Source organism: uncultured Lacinutrix sp. (assembly GCF_947500325.1).
Lineage (GTDB): Bacteria > Bacteroidota > Bacteroidia > Flavobacteriales > Flavobacteriaceae > Lacinutrix.
This window is the reverse complement of sequence record NZ_CANMRQ010000003.1, coordinates 253,478-273,860: the sequence shown is the minus strand read 5'-3', so window position 1 is coordinate 273,860 and position 20,383 is coordinate 253,478. Positions and strand designations below refer to the sequence as shown.

Annotated in this window: 7 protein-coding genes; 6 read left to right on the top strand and 1 reads right to left on the bottom strand. The window is 30.5% G+C overall.

From position 1 onward, the window contains the following. Nucleotides 1-67: 67 nt before the first annotated feature. From mnmE to Q0997_RS06225, 4 genes are all read left to right on the top strand, one after another. Nucleotides 68-1,462, top strand: a complete 1,395-nt coding sequence (gene mnmE, locus Q0997_RS06240; RefSeq protein WP_299886176.1) for a tRNA uridine-5-carboxymethylaminomethyl(34) synthesis GTPase MnmE — start codon at nucleotides 68-70, stop codon at nucleotides 1,460-1,462. A 201-nt stretch (nucleotides 1,463-1,663) separates the two neighbouring features. Next, nucleotides 1,664-2,671 carry an RHS repeat-associated core domain-containing protein gene (locus Q0997_RS06235; RefSeq protein ID WP_299886173.1) on the top strand — a complete coding sequence of 336 codons (1,008 nt, stop codon included), beginning with the start codon at nucleotides 1,664-1,666 and terminating at the stop codon, nucleotides 2,669-2,671. Nucleotides 2,672-2,678: 7 nt separating this feature from the next. Next, entirely contained in the window at nucleotides 2,679-3,653 is a 975-nt protein-coding gene (locus Q0997_RS06230) for a hypothetical protein (protein WP_299886170.1), read from the top strand. A gap of 338 nt (nucleotides 3,654-3,991) precedes the next feature. Then, nucleotides 3,992-4,612: an outer membrane beta-barrel protein gene (locus tag Q0997_RS06225; RefSeq protein WP_299886169.1), complete on the top strand. Its 621-nt coding sequence runs from the start codon at nucleotides 3,992-3,994 to the stop codon at nucleotides 4,610-4,612. A 333-nt stretch (nucleotides 4,613-4,945) separates the two neighbouring features. Here Q0997_RS06225 and Q0997_RS06220 read toward each other — a convergent pair whose 3' ends face one another. After that, nucleotides 4,946-6,796, bottom strand: a complete 1,851-nt coding sequence (locus Q0997_RS06220) for a hypothetical protein (protein WP_299886166.1) — start codon at nucleotides 6,794-6,796, stop codon at nucleotides 4,946-4,948. 695 nt (nucleotides 6,797-7,491) lie between these two features. Between Q0997_RS06220 and Q0997_RS06215 the strand changes: the two genes are divergently transcribed. Both Q0997_RS06215 and Q0997_RS06210 read left to right on the top strand, forming a co-directional pair. Further along, entirely contained in the window at nucleotides 7,492-10,368 is a 2,877-nt protein-coding gene (locus tag Q0997_RS06215; protein WP_299886163.1) for a tail fiber domain-containing protein, read from the top strand. A 94-nt stretch (nucleotides 10,369-10,462) separates the two neighbouring features. Beyond that, nucleotides 10,463-20,161 (top strand): M4 family metallopeptidase, encoded by a 9,699-nt coding sequence (locus Q0997_RS06210; RefSeq protein ID WP_299886160.1) that lies wholly within the window; start codon nucleotides 10,463-10,465, stop codon nucleotides 20,159-20,161. The last annotated feature ends 222 nt before the right edge of the window (nucleotides 20,162-20,383 follow it).

The following is a 20,383-nucleotide window of genomic DNA, read 5'->3' as shown; positions in this document are numbered from 1 at the left end:
ATTTTTATTCAATTTTTGAATTGAAGTATAAATTAAATTTCATTAACAATTCGCTATTTTTGCAGCTATGAATTATAATGACGACACTATAGTAGCACTAGCTACTGCTTCTGGAGCAGGAGCTGTAGCTATAATTAGACTTTCTGGACCTAAAGCAATAGCGTTTGCAGATGCTAATTTTAAGTCTGTTAAAAGTAAAAAGTCGCTTAGTAATCAAAAAACCCATACAATTCACTTAGGGCATATTATTGATAATGATCGTACTATTGATGAAGTTTTAGTGTCCATTTTTAAAAACCCTAATTCTTACACAGGCGAAAATGTTGTTGAAATATCGTGTCATGGATCTATATATATTCAACAAGAAATAATACAATTATTTCTTAGAAAAGGATGCCGCATGGCAGATGCAGGAGAGTTTACATTAAGAGCATTCTTAAATGGAAAATTAGATTTAAGTCAAGCAGAGGCTGTTGCCGATTTAATAGCTAGTGATAATGAAGCATCACATCAAATAGCGATGCAACAAATGCGTGGTGGTTTTTCAAGTGAGATAGCTAAACTTCGTGAGGAATTAATGAATTTTGCATCGTTAATAGAGTTAGAACTTGATTTTGCCGAAGAAGATGTCGAATTTGCAGATAGAACACAGTTTAAAGAACTAATAAACAGAATTATATTTGTATTAAAAAGATTAATAGATTCTTTTGCCGTTGGTAATGTTATTAAAAATGGGATTCCTGTAGCAATTGTTGGAGAGCCGAACGTTGGTAAATCGACCTTATTAAATGCGCTTTTAAATGAAGAACGAGCTATAGTTAGTGATATTGCCGGGACAACACGAGATACTATTGAAGACGAGTTGGTAATCGATGGTATTGGATTTCGTTTTATAGATACTGCTGGAATACGCGAAACTAAAGATGTTGTAGAAAGTATAGGTATTAAAAAGACTTTCGAGAAAATGGAACAAGCGCAAGTCGTTGTATTATTATTTTCTGCAGAAGAATTTAAAACAGAAAGCAAACGTCTTAAAGTAGAAATAGAAAAAATTAAAAATCGTTTTCCACTAAAACCTTTAATTATTATTGCTAATAAGATTGATACTTTAAATGATTCAGAATTAAACACTCTTAAATCTGAATTTGAAAACCTCCATTTGCTCTCTGCTAAATCTGGAGTAGGCGTAGAAGAACTTAAAGAAAAATTGATAGGTTTTGTAAATACAGGAGCGCTTCGTAATAATGAAACGATTGTAACAAATACACGCCATTACGATTCACTTTTAAAAGCCTTTGAAGAAGTGAATAAAGTAAAATCTGGCCTCGAAATGGGGCTCTCAGGAGATTTAATGGCTATAGATATTCGTCAGGCGTTGTATCACTTTGGAGAAATTACCGGAGAAATTACAAGTGATGATTTATTAGGTAATATTTTTGCTAATTTCTGTATTGGGAAGTAGAGTTGTTTTCCTTTAATGGTATAAAGTTTTCCTTTGGTTGCTATCACTCATTTTGTTAATAACTATAGGGCTTTCAGTTTGCCTTTGCTTATCTCTTTTTAGTACTTTCATTACACCAAATTTACACCTCTACCATTATATGGACTAAGTAGAATTGGAGTTTTTAATAGAGAAAGTGGTAGTAAAACAGGAGGTAATTATGTGTATCAAATTACAGATCATTTAGGAAATGTAAGAGCAGTAATAGCTAAAAATGGAACAAATGCTGTATCTTTAATTGCTAAAACAGATTATTATCCTTTTGGTTCATCAATGCCTGATAGAAATGTCGAAGGAGATTACCGTTATGGTTACCAAGGCGAATTTGCAGAGGAAGATACTGAAACAGGAATGGAAGGTTTTGAATTACGTTTATGGGATAGTAGAATAGGGAGATGGTTAACGACAGATCCAATGGACGAATTTTATAGCCCATATTTAGGAATGGGTAATAACCCTATAAGTAAAGTAGACCCTACAGGAGGTATGACAGACCCAGATCCTATAGGAGCACAAATTAATGCTGCACTGGGTACACCAGCTATAATTGAGCATCAATTTTATGGAGGGTTAGATGGTTCAAATAGTTATACTGGGAGTTATTTTAAAGCTATAGTTGTGCAACCTGTTATAATGCAACCTATTGTAGGCAATAGTAAACCTCCAAATTGGTTTTCACCTTCTCAAACAAGTTCTAAATCTAAATTAGTAAATGATTTCGTCGGTCCTATGCAAGAAGGTGTTGAACCTCCTAACTCGGAATCATCTATTGCAGCACTCTATAAAGGAGATCAAAGAATATATTCTATGAGTAATAAAAAGGGTACAGTTGATTGTTCAAGATTTACACAAGATGTAGCATGTCAAGCAGGGTATTCAATACCTAGAGTTGCATTTGACCAAGCTGTTTGGTATCAAAAAAATGGTGTTTGGTCAGATAATCTATCTAACGCTAGTCCTGGAGACCATATATTTTGGAAAAGAGGAAAAAAAGCATATCATACTGGTATAGTTTTGAGTGTTACTACTACTGCTAATGGAGTTAAGATAAAAGTTATTCAAGCTCAAAAAAATAATTATAAACCTGGATCAATAAAAGTGCAGAGATTAATGAAAAATGGAGAAATGAGAGGGTTTAATCAACCATTTGTTGGTTTAGGAAGACGTTAAAATATTTATGAAAAAAACAGGACTTATCATTATCTTTTTTATTGCTTTATCTTGTAAAAAAAGAATAATCAAGGAAAATATTTCTTCTAAAAAAGAAATAAACATTAGTAAAATTAGTACTACTGAAAAGAAGCCAAGTAATGATTTGAAAAGTAAAGAATTATTTAGAATTAAAATCAAAAATGAAAAATTTTCTATAGAAAATTTAAATGATTTTGAGGTAGAGAAAGATACTTTATCTTTTGTTATTAATAATCATATTATGAAAATAGATATTAAAAACACTACTTATAGTGAGTTAAGTTTTAGACCATCTATTTTTGATAATACGAATAATCTTGATTATATATTTAATTTTAATAAAGGTTTGAAAGATGATTATACAATTCAGAATTTTAATTCTGTCGTTTTATATAATGAAAAAACAAATACAAAGAATAAAGTTTATCAACAAGAAAATATTGTATATAGTTTTTTAGAAAATGAGTATAGCCTTATATGTGATTATAATGGAGTGAAATTGTTAAATAAAAATTTAGAAGTAATTGATTCTATAAAAATGGATTTTATTGATACATCTTATATAAAATCAAATTTTGGTTTTAGTTATTTTGAAAGTGTGACTGATTCTTTAAATAATTTTTCTATTAGAAATAATAAAATAAAATTAACAAAACAAAGGCCTTTAGAATATATGAAAGGTATAGATGATATTGAAAACTTTCATATTGCATATATGTCACGAAATTTTATAATTGGCTTTTATTATGACAATAGAAGTAAACTTTATTTTTTTGATAGAAAAACCTATAAATTAAATAAAGATATATATATAGGAAACGAATTTACTTTAGAAAAGAATAAAATTATAAATGAAGAAGGTATACCTAATTTAAAAGTAATACAAAAAGGTGATTCTTATTATGTTTTAGGTATTAATAGTAGTGAAGACTTAGTGTTATTAAAAATAGACGCAAAATAATTAGTATAGTAATAAATATGGTACGGAAAATAATTCATACAAGTGTTGGGTTTAAATTAATATTCAGGTGTTTAGAAGATAATAACCCCAAAAATGGAGCAATTAAGTTTGTGTAAAAAGCAATTGCTAACGCAAGTGTACAAATACTTATTGCGATTTTTTGAGTAAGTAAAACAACTTAGGAAAGATTTTATAAAGGAATATAGTAATGGAGAAAATAGTGCTTTTAAAAGAAAGTATACTATTAAACAATTCTTTAATAAATAAAACATAATAATCCCAAATAAATATTAAGTTTACACGATAATTAAACATTTTAATAAAAACAAAATTACAACATGAAAAAAGTATTATTTGGTCTCATTTTTTTATTTTCAATTGCAATTAGTAAAGCGCAAGACTTATCTTATGGTGTTATTTTAGGAGCTAATATATACAATGATCAGTTTTCAAGCGGAGGACCAAACGATGTGTTTTTCGATTCTGGAAATGGTGATTTTGTAGTGCCAAATTTAGGAGCTTATTTTGAGTATGGATTTAATAAGAATATCGGGGTAAAACTAGAATTATCTTTTAATAAAAAATCTTTTGAAAAAGGTTTTGCTAATGCTAGTCTAGATGAAATATATAATTTAAGTTATATAGATATTAATCCTAATTTTAAATACGATTTTGGAGAAGAATACAGAAGAGGTTTTTATATGTTGTTAGGTCCTAAGTTTGCATTATTAAGTAAAGCTGAATTTAATGGAAAAGATGTAAAGTCTGATTTCGAAAACATGAGCATAGGTCTAGAATTGGCTATAGGTCAACGTTTTTTGAAATTTTTAGAAGCTGAATTAAAATTTGACTATGGATTAACACCATTTTTTAAATTTGAAGGCAGTAAATCTAGTAAGTTATCAGGAGCGTATTTCTCTATAAATATTGATATAGATAGAGTTATTAATCCTATTTAAATAATTTATACGAAACTGTGAATTGCTTCATAAAGTTTGCAAATTGTGTAGGTTTAAGGAAGTAAATAAAGGAATAAATAAAAGCTTTTATAACGGGAAGAGTTATTAGTATAATATTTAACAATTTTTTTGTTATATGGTGTAACGATACTAAATAACTTATCAACAAACAAAAGACTAACAAAAGAAACTAAACGATTACACCATATTTACACCTCGAACTCTGTAAAGTCTTTAAAAGTGGGTGTTATTATTTATTGTATTGGTAAGTAGCTTAATTAATCATTATTAGTAACAGCAGTATTTCTTCAATATTTAAAAAAATATTCCAAATTAAAAGTCTTTTATAAAATCTCTAAGCGTAATAGATTTATCCAATTCTAATTTGCGTCGTATTCTATTTTGAGTTGATTTATAGGCGTTTAAATTTACATTCATTAAACTCATGATTTCACTACGACTTCTATCTAAATGAATAAGTAAACAAAATTGAATCTCACGTTTTGTAAGATTTGGGAATTTACTAATTAATTTTTTTTGAAATAAAGGATTAGCTTCATCTAAATTTTCAATAATATGGTTGTAGGCGCTAGTGTCGTTTAAACGTTCATTAGTGTTGATTATTAAAGATTTAACATGTTTTTTTATGTCTAAAATATCTTTAGTACGACCAATGTCTTTAAGTTCTTTTAACCAAGTTTTAAGTAATTGATTTTTTACTAAATTATCAGATTTAATATTGTCTAAAAGAGATTTGTTAGCATCCAATTCTAATTTTGATTGTACTAATTTCATTTCTGCAAGCTCAGCTTTTATTTTTTGACTGTTTTTTTGTGTTCTAATTCTTGTAATATAAATTCTTGCTGCAATTGCAATACTTATTAAAATAATTATAAGTAGTATTAAGATAACTTTTGATTGATCACTATTTCTTTTCTCATTTTTTAATAATTGAGATTCAATTTTTAGTTTTTCGGCAACATCTTTTTGTATGGTACTAAAATAGGATTTAGAAAATGAGATTTGTGCCTTAGATTTTTCTTCATAATAGGACTGAAGCAATACAGCACTTAAATCTAAAGCACTGCTTTTAGATTCATCCTTTAAATCCTTTTTTGAATATGAATTTAGTAAATTACTAAACTTAAGTTTATCGCTTTTACTAATAACATTAGGTGTGTCTTTATAAGTTAATAGTAAGTCATTCATGTAATTAATAAATGTGGAATCGGAGTAATAGTTTAAATATAATTCTGCTAAATACAGTTTAGCGCGAATAGATTTAATATTGTGCTTAGTTCTATAACGTTGCGTATTAATATATAAGTCTTCTGCCGCTTTATAGTTTTTTTTCTTGACATAAACATGTGCTAAGTTCTCTCTTACATTCCACATAGCTAGTGTATCTCTTTGCGGATTTTTTGAAGGCGGCATAAGTGATAAGGTTTCTAGCGACTTATTAAAGTAAGTTTCTGCTTTTACTATATTTTGTAATTGTTTTAGCTGAAGATATCCAAGATTGTTATAAAAAGTAGAGAGCCTGAACGATTTGAGTTGTTTTCCTTCTATAATAGTAATCATCTCTTTGAGTAAAGATTCACAAGTAGTCCATTTACCAGTTTCATTAGCTATAGAACTTAATAATTCCATAGTTCTTAGAGAGTTAATTAAATCATCATTACTACAGTTGTTATTAAAAATGTCCAAAAGTTCCTCCAGCATTTTTTGAGCAGGTTGGTAAATTTTTTGTGTTCTTAGGTGTCTTACATAATTTACAGTAACAAAATAGATGTAACGATTAGAGTTCTTTTTTAATGCTAGAGATAACGCTTTATGAAAATAAAGGTTAGTGTCTTCAAATTCTTGTACTCTATTGCTAAGTTCTGCGTACCAAACGTAGAGTACAATGGTTTTAAAATCATCGATATTAGTAGCTGTATTTTCTTGAAGGTACGTATACGTATTTTGCCTTTCTCGTTTTACTATTTCTAGCTCCTCGTGTAATACTTTAAACCAGTCCTTATTAACATAGCTATTTAATTCTTCTATAGTAAGGTTTGGTATTTTACAGAAATCAATCTCTTGTGTATTTGCCAGCGTATGTTTTGCAAATAAAAAGAATAATATAACAAGTGTTTTTGGTACACTTCTTAAATTAAAATAGATGTTGGGTTTAAAAGCCATAAATGCACTACAATAAAACAAATAATAAATTGAATTTTAAAATAATAAGTTTTTTTATTTTAAAATACCCTTTTAAAACCCCTTATGAAGTCTTGTTTTTATGAGGATTTATGAAAATTTGTGTTTTTTTATTTAAAACTAATTTTATATCAAAACTCTTATTTTTTAAGGGTTTTGATAGGTTGATAAGTTGTAAAACCCCATTAGTACCCTTTAAAAAGTAATCAAATATTTAATATTTGGTTTTATTTGTTCACTATAAGATTTTTAACCTATTAAAGTATGTTTGGCTTTTGAGTTAAAATTTTTCCCAAATTCATTAAATATTATAAAAACCTACACATGTACAATTATACTTTTTTAGAACTTAATTCTTTTAGGTCTTTACGCTTTATAAATTTTAAGAACCCAAATCTTATAAATATGAAACTAATTTTGTTCCCTTTTTCTTTTATGTTTTTATGTAAATCTCATTCTCAAGATTCTTTTGGTGTAGTTGAAAAGGCAATAGAATCTAAAAGATATTTATAAAGACCAAAGTATTTCCAAAATTCATTCATTAGATAATAAACTTTTTTAGTCATTAACCATAATTCATTAACTAGGTAAAGACTTCCAGAAGATAAAATAAATACTAAAAAGTATAATGTTAATTAACAGAAGGTTAATGTTATATAAAATAACTAGAATAAAAAATGAAAAGAGCAATAATTATATTAATAATACTAATTCCAATTATCAGTTTTTCTCAAACCCCGCAAGGTTTTAATTATCAATCTGTAATAAGAGATGCTTTAGGTGATGTTTTACCTAATACAACAATTGGTGTTCAGTTTGAATTACGTCAAGCTACGGTAACAGGAACAGTTGTTTACACTGAAAGTCATACGCTAACAACAAATACTTATGGTGTGATGTCAACTATTGTAGGTCAAGGCACAACTTCAGATGATTTTACAGCAATAGATTGGTCTTCAGATTTATACTTTATAGAAATTAGTATAGATGTGTCTGGCGGAACTTCATATGTAAGTATGGGAACCACACAATTGCAAAGTGTACCTTATGCAATACATGCTAAAACTGTAGAAAATGGAGATGATTTAGGAAGTCATACAGCTACAGAAAATGTGCAATTGGGAAGCTATTATATCTCTAATGATGGAGATGATGAAGGTTTAACTATAGATGATGAAGGTAGAGTACTAACCAGTAATGTCATTACTTTAGGAGAAAACCAAGTAGAAAGTGATGCTGTCGGTTCTGTTCGTTACAATCCAGACACAGAAGATTTTGAAGGCTATAAAAATGGTAAATGGTATTCATTAACTGGATATTCTTTAGGTAGTAATAACTTATCTGGAACTCAGACAGCCCTAGTATTAGGAGCCTCAGAAGTTCAAGCTAGTAATGAGACTACTAACGATCGTTTTGGTGATCGTGTTGCTATAGATGGCGATATAGCGGCTGTAACGGCATATGCTGATTCATCTATAGCAGGTCAAGTCTATATTTTTGTAAATGATGGAGTTGGGAACTGGACAGAACAAACCATTTTATCTGCAAGCGATGCTTTTGCAAATGATGATTTTGGTAGAAGTGTAGCTATAGAAGGGAATAAATTAGTAGTTGGAGCAATATCTCAAACCAATACAAGCGGAATAGCTAGTGGAAAAGCTTATTTATTTGAATATGACGGTGCAGGTACGTGGACTGAAACAGCAATTTTTGAGCCAAGTGACGGAGCAGATGGAGATCGATTTGGTGAAGATATTGATATAGAAGGAGATATGGTATTAGTAGGTGCTCGAAATGCTTATGTTGGTGGAGGTGCTTATTCTTATAAAGATAATGGTAATGGTACCTGGACAGAAAACGCATTAGAGCCAACCATAGCATCTAACTATGACCAAACACGATTTGGGGAAGCCGTTGTATTGTCTAATGGAAAAGCTTACCTAGGAGGACCAGATCGTTATAATAGCGGTAGTGCACAAGTAGGTGCAGTTCAAATATTCGAACAAGCTGGAGATGGTACTTGGTCCATAACTCAAGATTTAAGAGGAAGTGCTAGCTATCGTTTTTTTGGAACTAGTATAGCAATAGATGGCGAATATATGGCAGTAGGTGCAGCTTGTCAATCTGATAGTTGTGACGGACGAGTATATATTTATAAAGCCGATGAAAATGGCGATTATTTAGATACCAATCGTGTAATGGTACAAAACGATGATAAAGATAGTTTTAATAATCAACAGTTCGCTTCAGATGTAGTTTTAGATGGTAACTATCTGTATGTATCTTGTTTTGGAGGTGGTTCTGGAACAGAAGGAGATGCGGTTTATGTATTTGAAAATGATGGTAATCATAATTGGGCTCAAATAGCAAAAATAACTCACGGAGCAGGCTATTTTACATGGTTTGGAGGGAAAGCTATTGCTTTTTCAAGCGGAACATTAGTAGTAGGAGCGAAGTATACTAATTTCCCAAATGATTCTGGTGCAGTATACTTTATTCCAATACAAACTCAAACGCATCCAGGAACTGTAGAGCATAATTCAGAAATGAATGGAAATTGGATTTCTGGTGATGGAGAAGATGAAGGTATGTATGTAGATACAGAAGGAAACATTGGTGTAGGAACCGACTCTCCATCTGAAGAATTACATGTTGTATCATCAGCTGCCAATAATACTGCTATTAGAATAACGCCTTCTGCTGGATATAACCCACGCATTTTGTTTGATAAAGATGATGGTACAAGTACAGTGTCTTGGAATATAGGATCGAATAGTACTGATGATAGTTTTAATTTTTATGATAGTCTTAATGATAATTCACCATTTAGAATAGAAAGTGGTGCTAGAGCAGACGCATTGTATATAGATGCTAATGGGTATGTTGGAATAGGAGAATCAGTACCGCAAACAAGTTTAGATGTTGTAGATACGGCTGTTATTGGAAACATAAGTATAGGATCAGAAAGTACAGATCAAGCAGCATCAGGCAATAGTGGTTTAGGATATATAACAACACCTTGGATTTATACAAATGCCATTGAAGCACAAAGTGAAAGAGGAACAGGTTCAACATCTATAATTATAGGGAATGATGGGAATTATGGAGCAAATGATGAAATTCATTTTGTTACCGATGGCGATTCTCAAGTTAATATCACAGATGGTTTATTATATGTAGCAGGAAGTATAGAATACACGGGAACAATAACAGACGTTTCAGACAGGAGATTGAAAGAGAATATTAAGCCAGTAGAAAAGGTTTTAGATAAATTAAATCAAATTAATGGCTATAGCTACAATATGATTAATGATAAAAGTAAACAACGTGAATATGGAGTAATGGCTCAAGATGTTCTAAAAGTGTTTCCAGAAATGGTTAAAGAACTTAAAGATAAAGAAGGCTATTATGGTGTTAATTATATACAATTAATACCCGCTTTATTAGAAGGAATTAAAGAACAGCAGAAGCTAATAGATAATCAAAATGTAGAAATAGAAAATTTAAAAAAAGAAATAAAATTAATTAAAGAGTTAATAATGGCTAAAAAATAGCATTACCATTAAAGTTGAAAAATAGATTTCAAGATAAACGATATTGATTTTCCTTTTTTATAAAAAGAATTAGAGGATCTAAAATAACTAACTTATGAATAGAGTATTACTATTGTTATTACTATTAAGTTTTAATTTAATTAAAGCTCAAGACAATTTTGGACAGATAAGATTAAAAAAGGTAGATGAACTAAATCAAAAATCTACTGACCAAAGTATTTTTAATTCTGAATTAAAGCCTGTTGGAGGAACAGAATTTCGACTAATAAAAACTGAAACCGATAAGCTAGGAATGAGGCATCGAACATACCAACAATATTATAATGGTATTAAAGTTCATTTCGGAATATTAAAAATGCATGAAAGAAATGGAGTAAGAGAAACTTTTGGTGGCGCATATTTTAATCCAAATGAAGTTAGAACTAGTCCAAGTATTCCAATTTCGAGTATTAAAAATATTGCTCAAACATATATGAGAGGCAATGATGTGTTTTGGATAGGTGAAAATGATATCTCAAAAACTGTTATTCCAGAGCCTGAATTATTGATTCTGCCTAATAGGAGAAAAAAAACAATGCATTTGGTTTATGCTATTGGAATTGGAGCCTCGAAACCAGAATTAAAGATGGGTATTGTGTATGTTGATGCACAATCAGGAGAAGTATTAAAATTTAAAAATCAAGTCTACAATTGTTTCGATAGCAGTGATGAAAGTCACGACCCTACCAATCATGACCATAAATTAGAAGATGATTTAGCTAGACCATTTGTTTCAGGAACTGCTGCTACAGTATATTCAGGATCACAAACTATAGAAACAACTTTAGATACAGATTATATATTATACGATCAAACTAGGGCGAATACAGGGCAAGGTCATAATCATGGTGCAGGAACGCGTAATGGGGTTGTGACTGTTAATTTTAATAATCATGATGATGTAAATGATTACAATTCTGCTTTTGTTTCAGATTTTACAGATAATGATAATAATTGGACAGCAGGAGAAATGAGTGCTAACGAAGATCAATATGCTTTAGATGCACATTGGGGTGCGCAAGTAGTTTATGATTATTGGAAAAACGAACACAGTAGAGATAGTTATGATGCTGCCGATGCTGCCATAGTTTCTTATGTGCATTTTGATACAAATTATACTAATGCTGCTTGGCTTTCTTTTAATAGTCAAAGAGGTTTTATGATTTACGGTGATGGAGCAGGTTCATTTACACCTTTAACAAATTTAGATGTTGTTGGTCATGAAATTGGACATGGTGTTACCAATGCAAACTCTAATTTAGATTATGAATTAGAATCTGGAGCATTAAATGAAGGAATGTCAGATATATGGGCAGCTGCAATAGATACTTATGCTACAGCTAATCATGGAACAACAAAAAATGCTTGGTTAATTAATGATGAAAATGGAGGTGGAGTGATTAGATCTATGTCAAATCCTAACGCTTATGGACAACCAGATACCTATGGTGGTACATATTGGTATGATGTTGCAGGTTGCACACCTAATGGCACTAATAATGATTATTGTGGCATACATACCAATAGTGGTGTTTTAAATTATTGGTTTTATTTATTAGTAAATGGTGGGTCTGGAACAAATGATATAGGTAATGCTTTTTCTGTTTCGGGGTTAGGAATAGATAAAGCTGCAGCTATAGCATATAGAATGGAAAGTATTTATTTAACTAGTACATCAGATTATGCTGCAGCTAGAGATGCTGCTATACAAGCATCTCAAGACTTATATGGTTTTTGCTCTCCAGAAGAAGAGTCTGTAACCAATGCATTTTATGCTGTTGGAGTAGGAACGGTATATAGCTCGCAAACTCCATCTATCACTACAGATACCTCTAATCAAACGGTTTGTACAGACCAAACAGCAACATTTTTTGCCGAAGCAGATTATGCTAATACTATGATATGGCAAAACGATGCAAGTGGTAGTTGGGCAGATTTAAGTGATGATTCAACTTATGCAGGAGTAACAACTAATAGTTTAACCATTACAAATCCAAGTGAAACATTAGATGGTGTTCGTTTTAGATTAGAATTTTCGAATGATTGTGGTACAGAATCAACAACAAATAACAGGTATCTTTATGTAGATACACTTCCTAATGTGACGAGTATAGTCTCAAATGGAGCAGGATGCTCAAGTACTACGGATGGTTCATTAATAGTGAATTTTGATGATGTTTCTGGCATGACAAGCCTTGAGTTTAGTATAGATGGTGGAGCTAGTTATCCTTATAACTATGACGATACTACAAGTTCACAAACAATTTCAGGTTTGGCAGCAGGTGATTATGATGTTTGGGTTAGAAGAGGAAATAATGATTGCCCTAGACAATTAGGAATTTACACAATAACTTCAGTTCCTACTGTAACTGCAACGGTAGATGCTATTATAGAAGCTGATATTGCTGAAATTGATGGAATTATACAAGTTAGCTTCAATGATGAGCCAACACAAACAAATGTAAAATTTAGTATAGATGGAGGAGTTTCATATGCTTTTGTATTTAATGATAGTTTAGGTACCGGAGAATTAACAGGTTTAGCTGCCGATACATATGATGTATGGGTAGCGTTTGGAGATGAATCTTGTGCTAAAAGCCTGGGAAGCTTTACGGTGAATGAAATGGCTTATACCCAAATACCAGACACTAATTTTGAAAATGCATTAAATAATTTGACTTATGATAATTATTTAGGAGATAACAAAGTACCTACAGCACTAATTAATACAGCCACTTCTTTAAATGTACGGTTAGAAAATATTACTGATTTGACAGGTATTGAAGCATTTACCGCTCTTGAAGATTTATATGTAGATAATAATAATTTAACGACACTTGATGTTAGTAGTAATATGGCACTTAAGCAGTTAATAGCTTATAATAATGCTAACTTATCTTCTTTTACAGTAGCAAATCCCTCAATAATAACAAGAGTTACATTGTCTGGTTGTAATTTATCAGGAGATTACGATTTTTCAGGTTATACAGCATTAGTCAATTTCAGCGTTCAAAATAATGATCTAACAGATCTAAACATTCAAAACGGAAATAACACCAATTTTACTTATTTTGATGCACGAGGAAATTCAAACTTAACATGTATTTTAGTAGATGATGCCGTATGGAGTACTACTAATTGGACTAATGATGGTGGCGCTACTTTTAGCAGTACATTTTGTGATTATACACTTATACCAGATGCCAATTTTGAAGCTGCTCTAGAAGCTTTAGGCTATGACGATATTTCTAGTGATGGACAAGTGCCAACTTCTTTAATAGAGGTGTTAACGAGCTTGGATGTATCTAATGAAGGTATTGCTAATTTAACCGGAATCCAGGATTTTGTAGCTCTAGAATCATTAAAATTGAATAATAATAGCTTAACATCCTTAGATGTATCGAATCTTATAAATTTAAAAACGCTTTGGGCAGCTAGTGGAAATGTTTTTAGTACAATAGATGTGAGTAATAATACGCTACTCGAAGACTTTAGATTACGACAATATTCAGGAACTACAGTAGATTTATCAGCAAATACAGCTTTAACCCGTTTTAACTGTACAAGTTGTGATTTTTTAACTGTAGATACCAGCTCTAACACAAACTTAGTGAACTTAGATTTATGGGATTCTAAAATCACATCGCTAGATTTAAGCTTAAATAGTAATCTTGAAGTACTAGATGTTTATTCAACTAACCTTACAGCGCTAGATTTATCCAATAATACATCTTTAACTAATTTAATAGCTAATGATATAACAACTTTATCAAGTTTAAACATTCAAAACGGAACGAATACTAGTATTACAGGTTTCAATACGTCAGGAACACCCGTAAATTGTATTTTAGTTGATGACCCTGCATGGAGTGCTCTCAATTGGACCAATATAGATGCGGCCTCTAATTTTAGTTTATACTGTGGTAATTATACACTTATACCAGATGCAAATTTTGAAACCGCTTTAAGAACATTAGGTTACGACGACAGTGCAACAAATGATGGTCAAGTGCCAACAGCTTTAATAGAAGTAGTAACGAGTTTGGATGTAAATACTCAATCTATAGCAGATTTAACAGGAATTCAAGATTTTACGGCTTTAATAGATTTAAATCTAAATGGTAATACGTTAACCAGTTTAGATGTTAGTAATAATGTAAACCTAGAAATCATAAATTTTGATAATAATGATGTAGCAACTTTAAATCTTGGTGCAAATACAAACTTAACTGATGTGTCTGGAAGATACAATCAACTAACTTCTGTAGATGTAAGTGCTAATATTGCTTTAGATAATCTAAATTTAAGAAACAATACTTTTACAACTGTAGATGTTGCTAACAATACAAACTTAACTGTTCTTAATCTTAATCAAACAGGTATAACAAGTCTAGACATAACTAATAATACAAGTTTGTCACATGTTTATTTACTTGATAATTCATTAACAAGTTTAGATATTTCACAAAATCCGTTAATAGAAAATATTAACTTAACCAATAATGATCTAACTACAATAGATTTATCAAATCAAACAGTGTTAAGAATATTAAGACTTTCGGGAAATAATTTAACCACATTAAATCTTAACACAAACGTTGCCTTGACACAAGTTGAATGTGCAGACAATGATTTGATCTCTTTTAATTTTAAAAACGGATTTAATCAAATTATAACCGATTTTGATGCATCTGGAAATGCAAATCTAAGCTGTATTTTGATTGATGATTTAAATAAAGATTATACTTTCTGGATAAAAGATACAACAACAAGTTTTAGCGATACATATTGTCGTTATACAGCTATTCCAGATGCTAATTTTGAAGCTGCTTTAGAAGCTTTAGGCTACGATGATATTTCAGCAGATGGTCAAGTACCAACAGCGCTTATTGAAGTAGTAACATCCTTAGATGTGCGTAATGAAAATATTTCAGCTATAACAGGAATTGAGGATTTTGCAGCCTTAGTAGATTTAGATATTTCGGATAACAGTATACTTACTATTGATATTAGTAATAATCTTTTACTCGAAAAATTATTTTATGAAAATAATGGACTTGCAAGTATCGATGTATCTCAAAACACCGCTTTAAAAGAATTAGACTTAGATGAAAACACGTTAACAACTCTAGATGTATCTCAAAATACAGCATTGACGTTATTAGATTTAAGTGATAACGAATTAACTAGTTTAGACGTTACCAATAATACAGCTTTAACGTTTCTTGCTTTTGAAAGAAATAATGTTTCAGGATCTATTGATTTAAGTAGCCATACACAGTTAACAATACTAGCTTTTGAGGATAACGATCTTACTGGATTAAATGTAAAAAACGGAAACAATACTAATGTTACGTATTATAATTCATCAGGAAATTCAAGCTTAAGTTGTATTGTCGTAGATGATCTTGCTAATGATTATAGCACATGGACTAAAGATGTTACAACAAACTTTAGTGATACGTATTGTCGTTATACAGCTACACCAGATGTCAATTTTGAAGCAGCTTTAGAAGCCTTAGGTTATGATGATATTACTGCAGATGGACAAGTACCAACAGTCTTAATAGAGGTGGTAACTTCTTTAGGTGTCTCTAGTAAATCTATTGCAGATTTAACGGGTATAGAAGATTTTACAGCACTTACAAATTTAAACTGTTCGTCAAATATATTAACAGCTTTAAATATCACTTCAAATACAGCTTTAGAAAGCCTTAATTTTTCAAAAAATAGCATTGCATCTATAGATGTTTCAAACAATGTGGCTTTAGAACAAATATTTGCTTTCGAGAATAGCTTAATAACGATTGATGTATCTCAAAATACGGATTTAGTAGATTTAGATATTGATACAAATTTTCTTACCTCATTAGATATTAGTGCAAATACAGTATTAGAGACATTAGATGTCATAAACAATTCATTAGTAGAGATAGATGTATCAAATAACCTTCAATTATGGGCAGTGTATTTATCTTATAATACCATTGCCAATATAGATTTTAGTAATCATACACTATTAGAAGATTTAGAATGTGTCGATTGTGAGTTAACTTATTTAAATGTCCAAAATGGAAATAATACAAATGTAACTACATTTAGAGTCAACAATAATCCAGATTTAACCTGTATTTTAGTTGATGACGCAACATATAGTACAACTAACTGGACTGATATTGATTCGGGAGTAACCTTTAATGATGGTACATATTGTCGTTACACAGCAATTCCTGATACTAATTTTGAAGCAGAGTTAGAAGCTCAGGGCTATGATGATATTTCTGGAGACGGACAAGTACCCACACAGCTTATTGAAGTTATAGAAACATTAAATGTAGAAAGCAAAGGCATTGCAGACTTAACTGGTATTGAAGATTTCCGAGCATTAAAAAGTTTAGATGTAGGTTATAACTCGCTAAGCACTATAGATGTTACTAATAATATTGAATTAAGACAGTTAATTATTAGGAGTAATAACCTTACTACAATAGACCTTTCAGCAAATACCTTATTGGTAGGCTTCAAAGCGGAAAACTGCTCACTAACTAGTTTAGACATTACAAATAACCTAGATTTAAAGGTGTTATGGCTTTCAGGTAATGATTTAACTGCAATAGATTTAAGTAATAATGTTGCTTTAACCTCTTTTTGGGGAAGTGGTAATGACTTTGTTACACTGGATTTAACCAATAATCCAGCGCTAAATTCATTTAGAGCAAGCAGTAATAGTTTAGCCTCATTGAACCTTAAAAATGGTACGAATACAAATATTACTGGAGGTACCAATTTCCAATTAACAGGAAATGCAGATTTAGCATGTGTTTTAGTAGATGATGCAGCATATTCAACAACTAATTGGTTGATTATAGACGGGAATGTAAACTTTAGTGATACAGATTGTGATTACACATTAATTCCAGATGCTAATTTTGAAGCTAGATTAGAGGCTTTAGGTTATGATGATGCTTCTGCAGATGGAAGAGTACCAACACGATTAATTGAAGTTGTAACCAATCTAAATGTTTCAAATCAATCAATTGCAGATTTAACAGGAATAGAAGATTTTACTGCCCTAGAAGTTTTATTATCTACAAATAATAATTCGTTGACATCTATAGATCTTTCTAACAATTTAAATTTACTATCATTAAGTGCTTTCAATTGTGGCTTAACAAGTCTAGGCGTAACAAATAATACAAGTTTACAAAGTTTGAAAGTATATGGCAATTCAATAACAAACATAGACGTTTCATTGAATACACAGTTAATAGATTTAGACCTTGCTGCAAATGATCTAACTGCATTAGACTTAGCAAATAATGTCTTATTGCAAACACTATTTGTTGAAGATAACAATATTTCAAATCTAGATTTGAGTAGTAATATTGCATTGCTAGAATTAACCTGTCAGAATAACAGTAATTTAAGTTTCTTAAATGTTAATAATGGCAATAACACGAATGTCACCAATTTTGCAGCGAACAATAACCCTAGTTTATCATGTATTTTAGTAGATGATTTATCAAATGATTATAGTACATGGACTAAAGACGCTTCAACAAGTTTCTCAGATACGTATTGCCGTTATACTCTAATACCAGATGCAAATTTCGAAGCAGAATTAAGATTGTTAGGTTACGACGATAGTACAACAAATGACGGAAAAGTACCAACTGCTTTAATAGAAGTTGTTACAGACTTAGATGTAAGAAACAAAAGTATTTCAGATATCACTGGAATCGAAGACTTTATAGCTTTACAAACATTTAATTGTAATCTTAATAATATAGCTGCGTTGGATGTTAGTAATAATGTTAATTTAACAGCGTTACAATGTACTGCAAATCCTATAACAATTCTAAATTTGGCAAACAATACACAATTGGAAGAGTTAAATTGTAGAAGTACAGATATAACAACTTTAGACCTTACTAACAATACGCTATTAAAAAGGTTAATATGTTTTGATACAGATATTGTTACTTTAGATCTATCACAGAATCTTTTATTAGAAGATCTATATAGCTACAATACAAACCTATCAACCTTAGATCTTTCCTTAAATACAGCATTAGAAATAATACATGTATATAACAATGAATTGGAAAACTTAACTATTAAAAACGGTAATAATAATAATGTAACAAATTTTAATGCTTTAGGTAACACTAATTTAGCTTGTATTTTAGTAGATGATTTAGCAAATGATTATAGTGGGTGGACTAAAGATGCTACAGCAATTTTCTCTGATACCTATTGTCGTTATACAGCTATTCCAGATACTAATTTTGAAGCATGGTTAGGTACTTTGGGTTACGACGATATTAATAATGATGGTCTGGTTCCTACTGCTTTAATTGAGGTAGTAACTAATTTAAACGCTACAAGTCAGGATATTGCAAGTTTAACAGGTATCGAAGATTTTGTGGCATTAGAGAATTTGTATGTAGGTGATAATGCATTGACATCATTAAATTTAAGCACTAATCTAAATCTAAAAATACTAGACATTACAGATAACGCAAATCTTACAACTATTAATATAACAAGTAATACAGTTTTAGAAGAATTATTTGCATCTAATAGTGGATTAACAGTAGTGGATTTTAGTAATAATGTATTATTAAAAATTTTAACTATTTTTAATAATAACCTAGTAGCTTTAGATCTTAGTAATAATGTAAATCTTGAAAGTGTATTGTGTCAAAACAATGATATCGTAGACTTAGATTTGAGTTTGAATTCAGTATTAACATACATAGATGTATCTAATAATCTGTTAACTAGTTTAAATTCCAAAAACGGAAATAATATCAATTTTACTGTATTCAATGCTTTAAATAATCCAAGTTTGACTTGTATTTTAGTAGATGACGCTTTATGGAGTACTAATAACTGGACAAGTAATGTAGATGGAACCGCCAGTTTTAATGATGTTAGTTGTGATGTTATTTACCTGTCACCAAAAGTAATGTTACAGGGAGCTATTTTAAACCCTAATATAGGGGAAGAGAGTTTAATGCGTGATGATTTACGTTTGACCAACTATATACCAACAGAGAGTCCATATGTAGATAACTTAACTTGTAATACAAGTGTATTTACAGTTACTGGCAGCGATGCTATTGTAGATTGGATATGGGTAGAATTAAGAGATAAAAACGATAATACTTCAGTGTTATATAGTCAGTCAGCTTTATTACAAAGAGATGGAGATGTAGTAGATGTAGATGGGACTTCTGCTTTAAGTTTTAGTGCCTCTGAAGATAATTATTATGTAACAATCAAGCATAGAAATCATTTAGGAATTATGAGTTCTAATGTTATAGCATTATCAAAATCTGTTACTACTGTAGATTTTACAGATGCTAATAATCAAATTACTTATGGTACCGATGCTCAAACTACTTTTAATATGCCAAGTGGAGTCGTAGCGATGTGGGCAGGAGATGCCAATGGCGATGGGAAACTAAATTATTCTGGAGGAGAATCTGATGTGCCAAACATAAGAAGTCAAGTATTTAATGATCCTGATAATTCAGTTTTTGGAGGACCACCAGTAGCAAGTTACCAATCTGCAGGCTACAATACAACAGATATAGATATGGATGGCGTAACCGTGTATTCTGGAGGAACTAGTGATGTATTGCATATTAGAAACAATATATTTAATAATCCATCTAACTCTGTTTTTGGAGGGCCACCAACATCAACATACTTATTTATACAACAGTTACCTGAAGGAGGAAACTAAATATCTTTAGTATTGTTTTAATATGAAAAATAAATAATAACATTAGAAAGATTAAAAAAAGAATATACTCTTACTTATTCTTTTTTTAAGTAGATTGATTAATAGCAGTTCATTTTACTTATTATGGCCACCCTGAAAAGGGTGGTTTTTTTATTACCTAATATATAACAATATAAAAACCATGTCAATAATAAATAGTTAGTACTCTATATTTGCATCATA

Excerpts from the sequence above, each read along its gene's own strand:
- Q0997_RS06220 (WP_299886166.1), bottom strand. The coding sequence starts at position 6,796 with ATGGCTTTTAAACCCAACATCTATTTTAATTTAAGAAGTGTACCAAAA.
- Q0997_RS06230 (WP_299886170.1), top strand. The coding sequence starts at position 2,679 with ATGAAAAAAACAGGACTTATCATTATCTTTTTTATTGCTTTATCTTGT.
- Q0997_RS06215 (WP_299886163.1), top strand. The coding sequence starts at position 7,492 with ATGAAAAGAGCAATAATTATATTAATAATACTAATTCCAATTATCAGT.
- Q0997_RS06225 (WP_299886169.1), top strand. The coding sequence starts at position 3,992 with ATGAAAAAAGTATTATTTGGTCTCATTTTTTTATTTTCAATTGCAATT.
- mnmE (WP_299886176.1), top strand. The coding sequence starts at position 68 with ATGAATTATAATGACGACACTATAGTAGCACTAGCTACTGCTTCTGGA.
- Q0997_RS06210 (WP_299886160.1), top strand. The coding sequence starts at position 10,463 with ATGAATAGAGTATTACTATTGTTATTACTATTAAGTTTTAATTTAATT.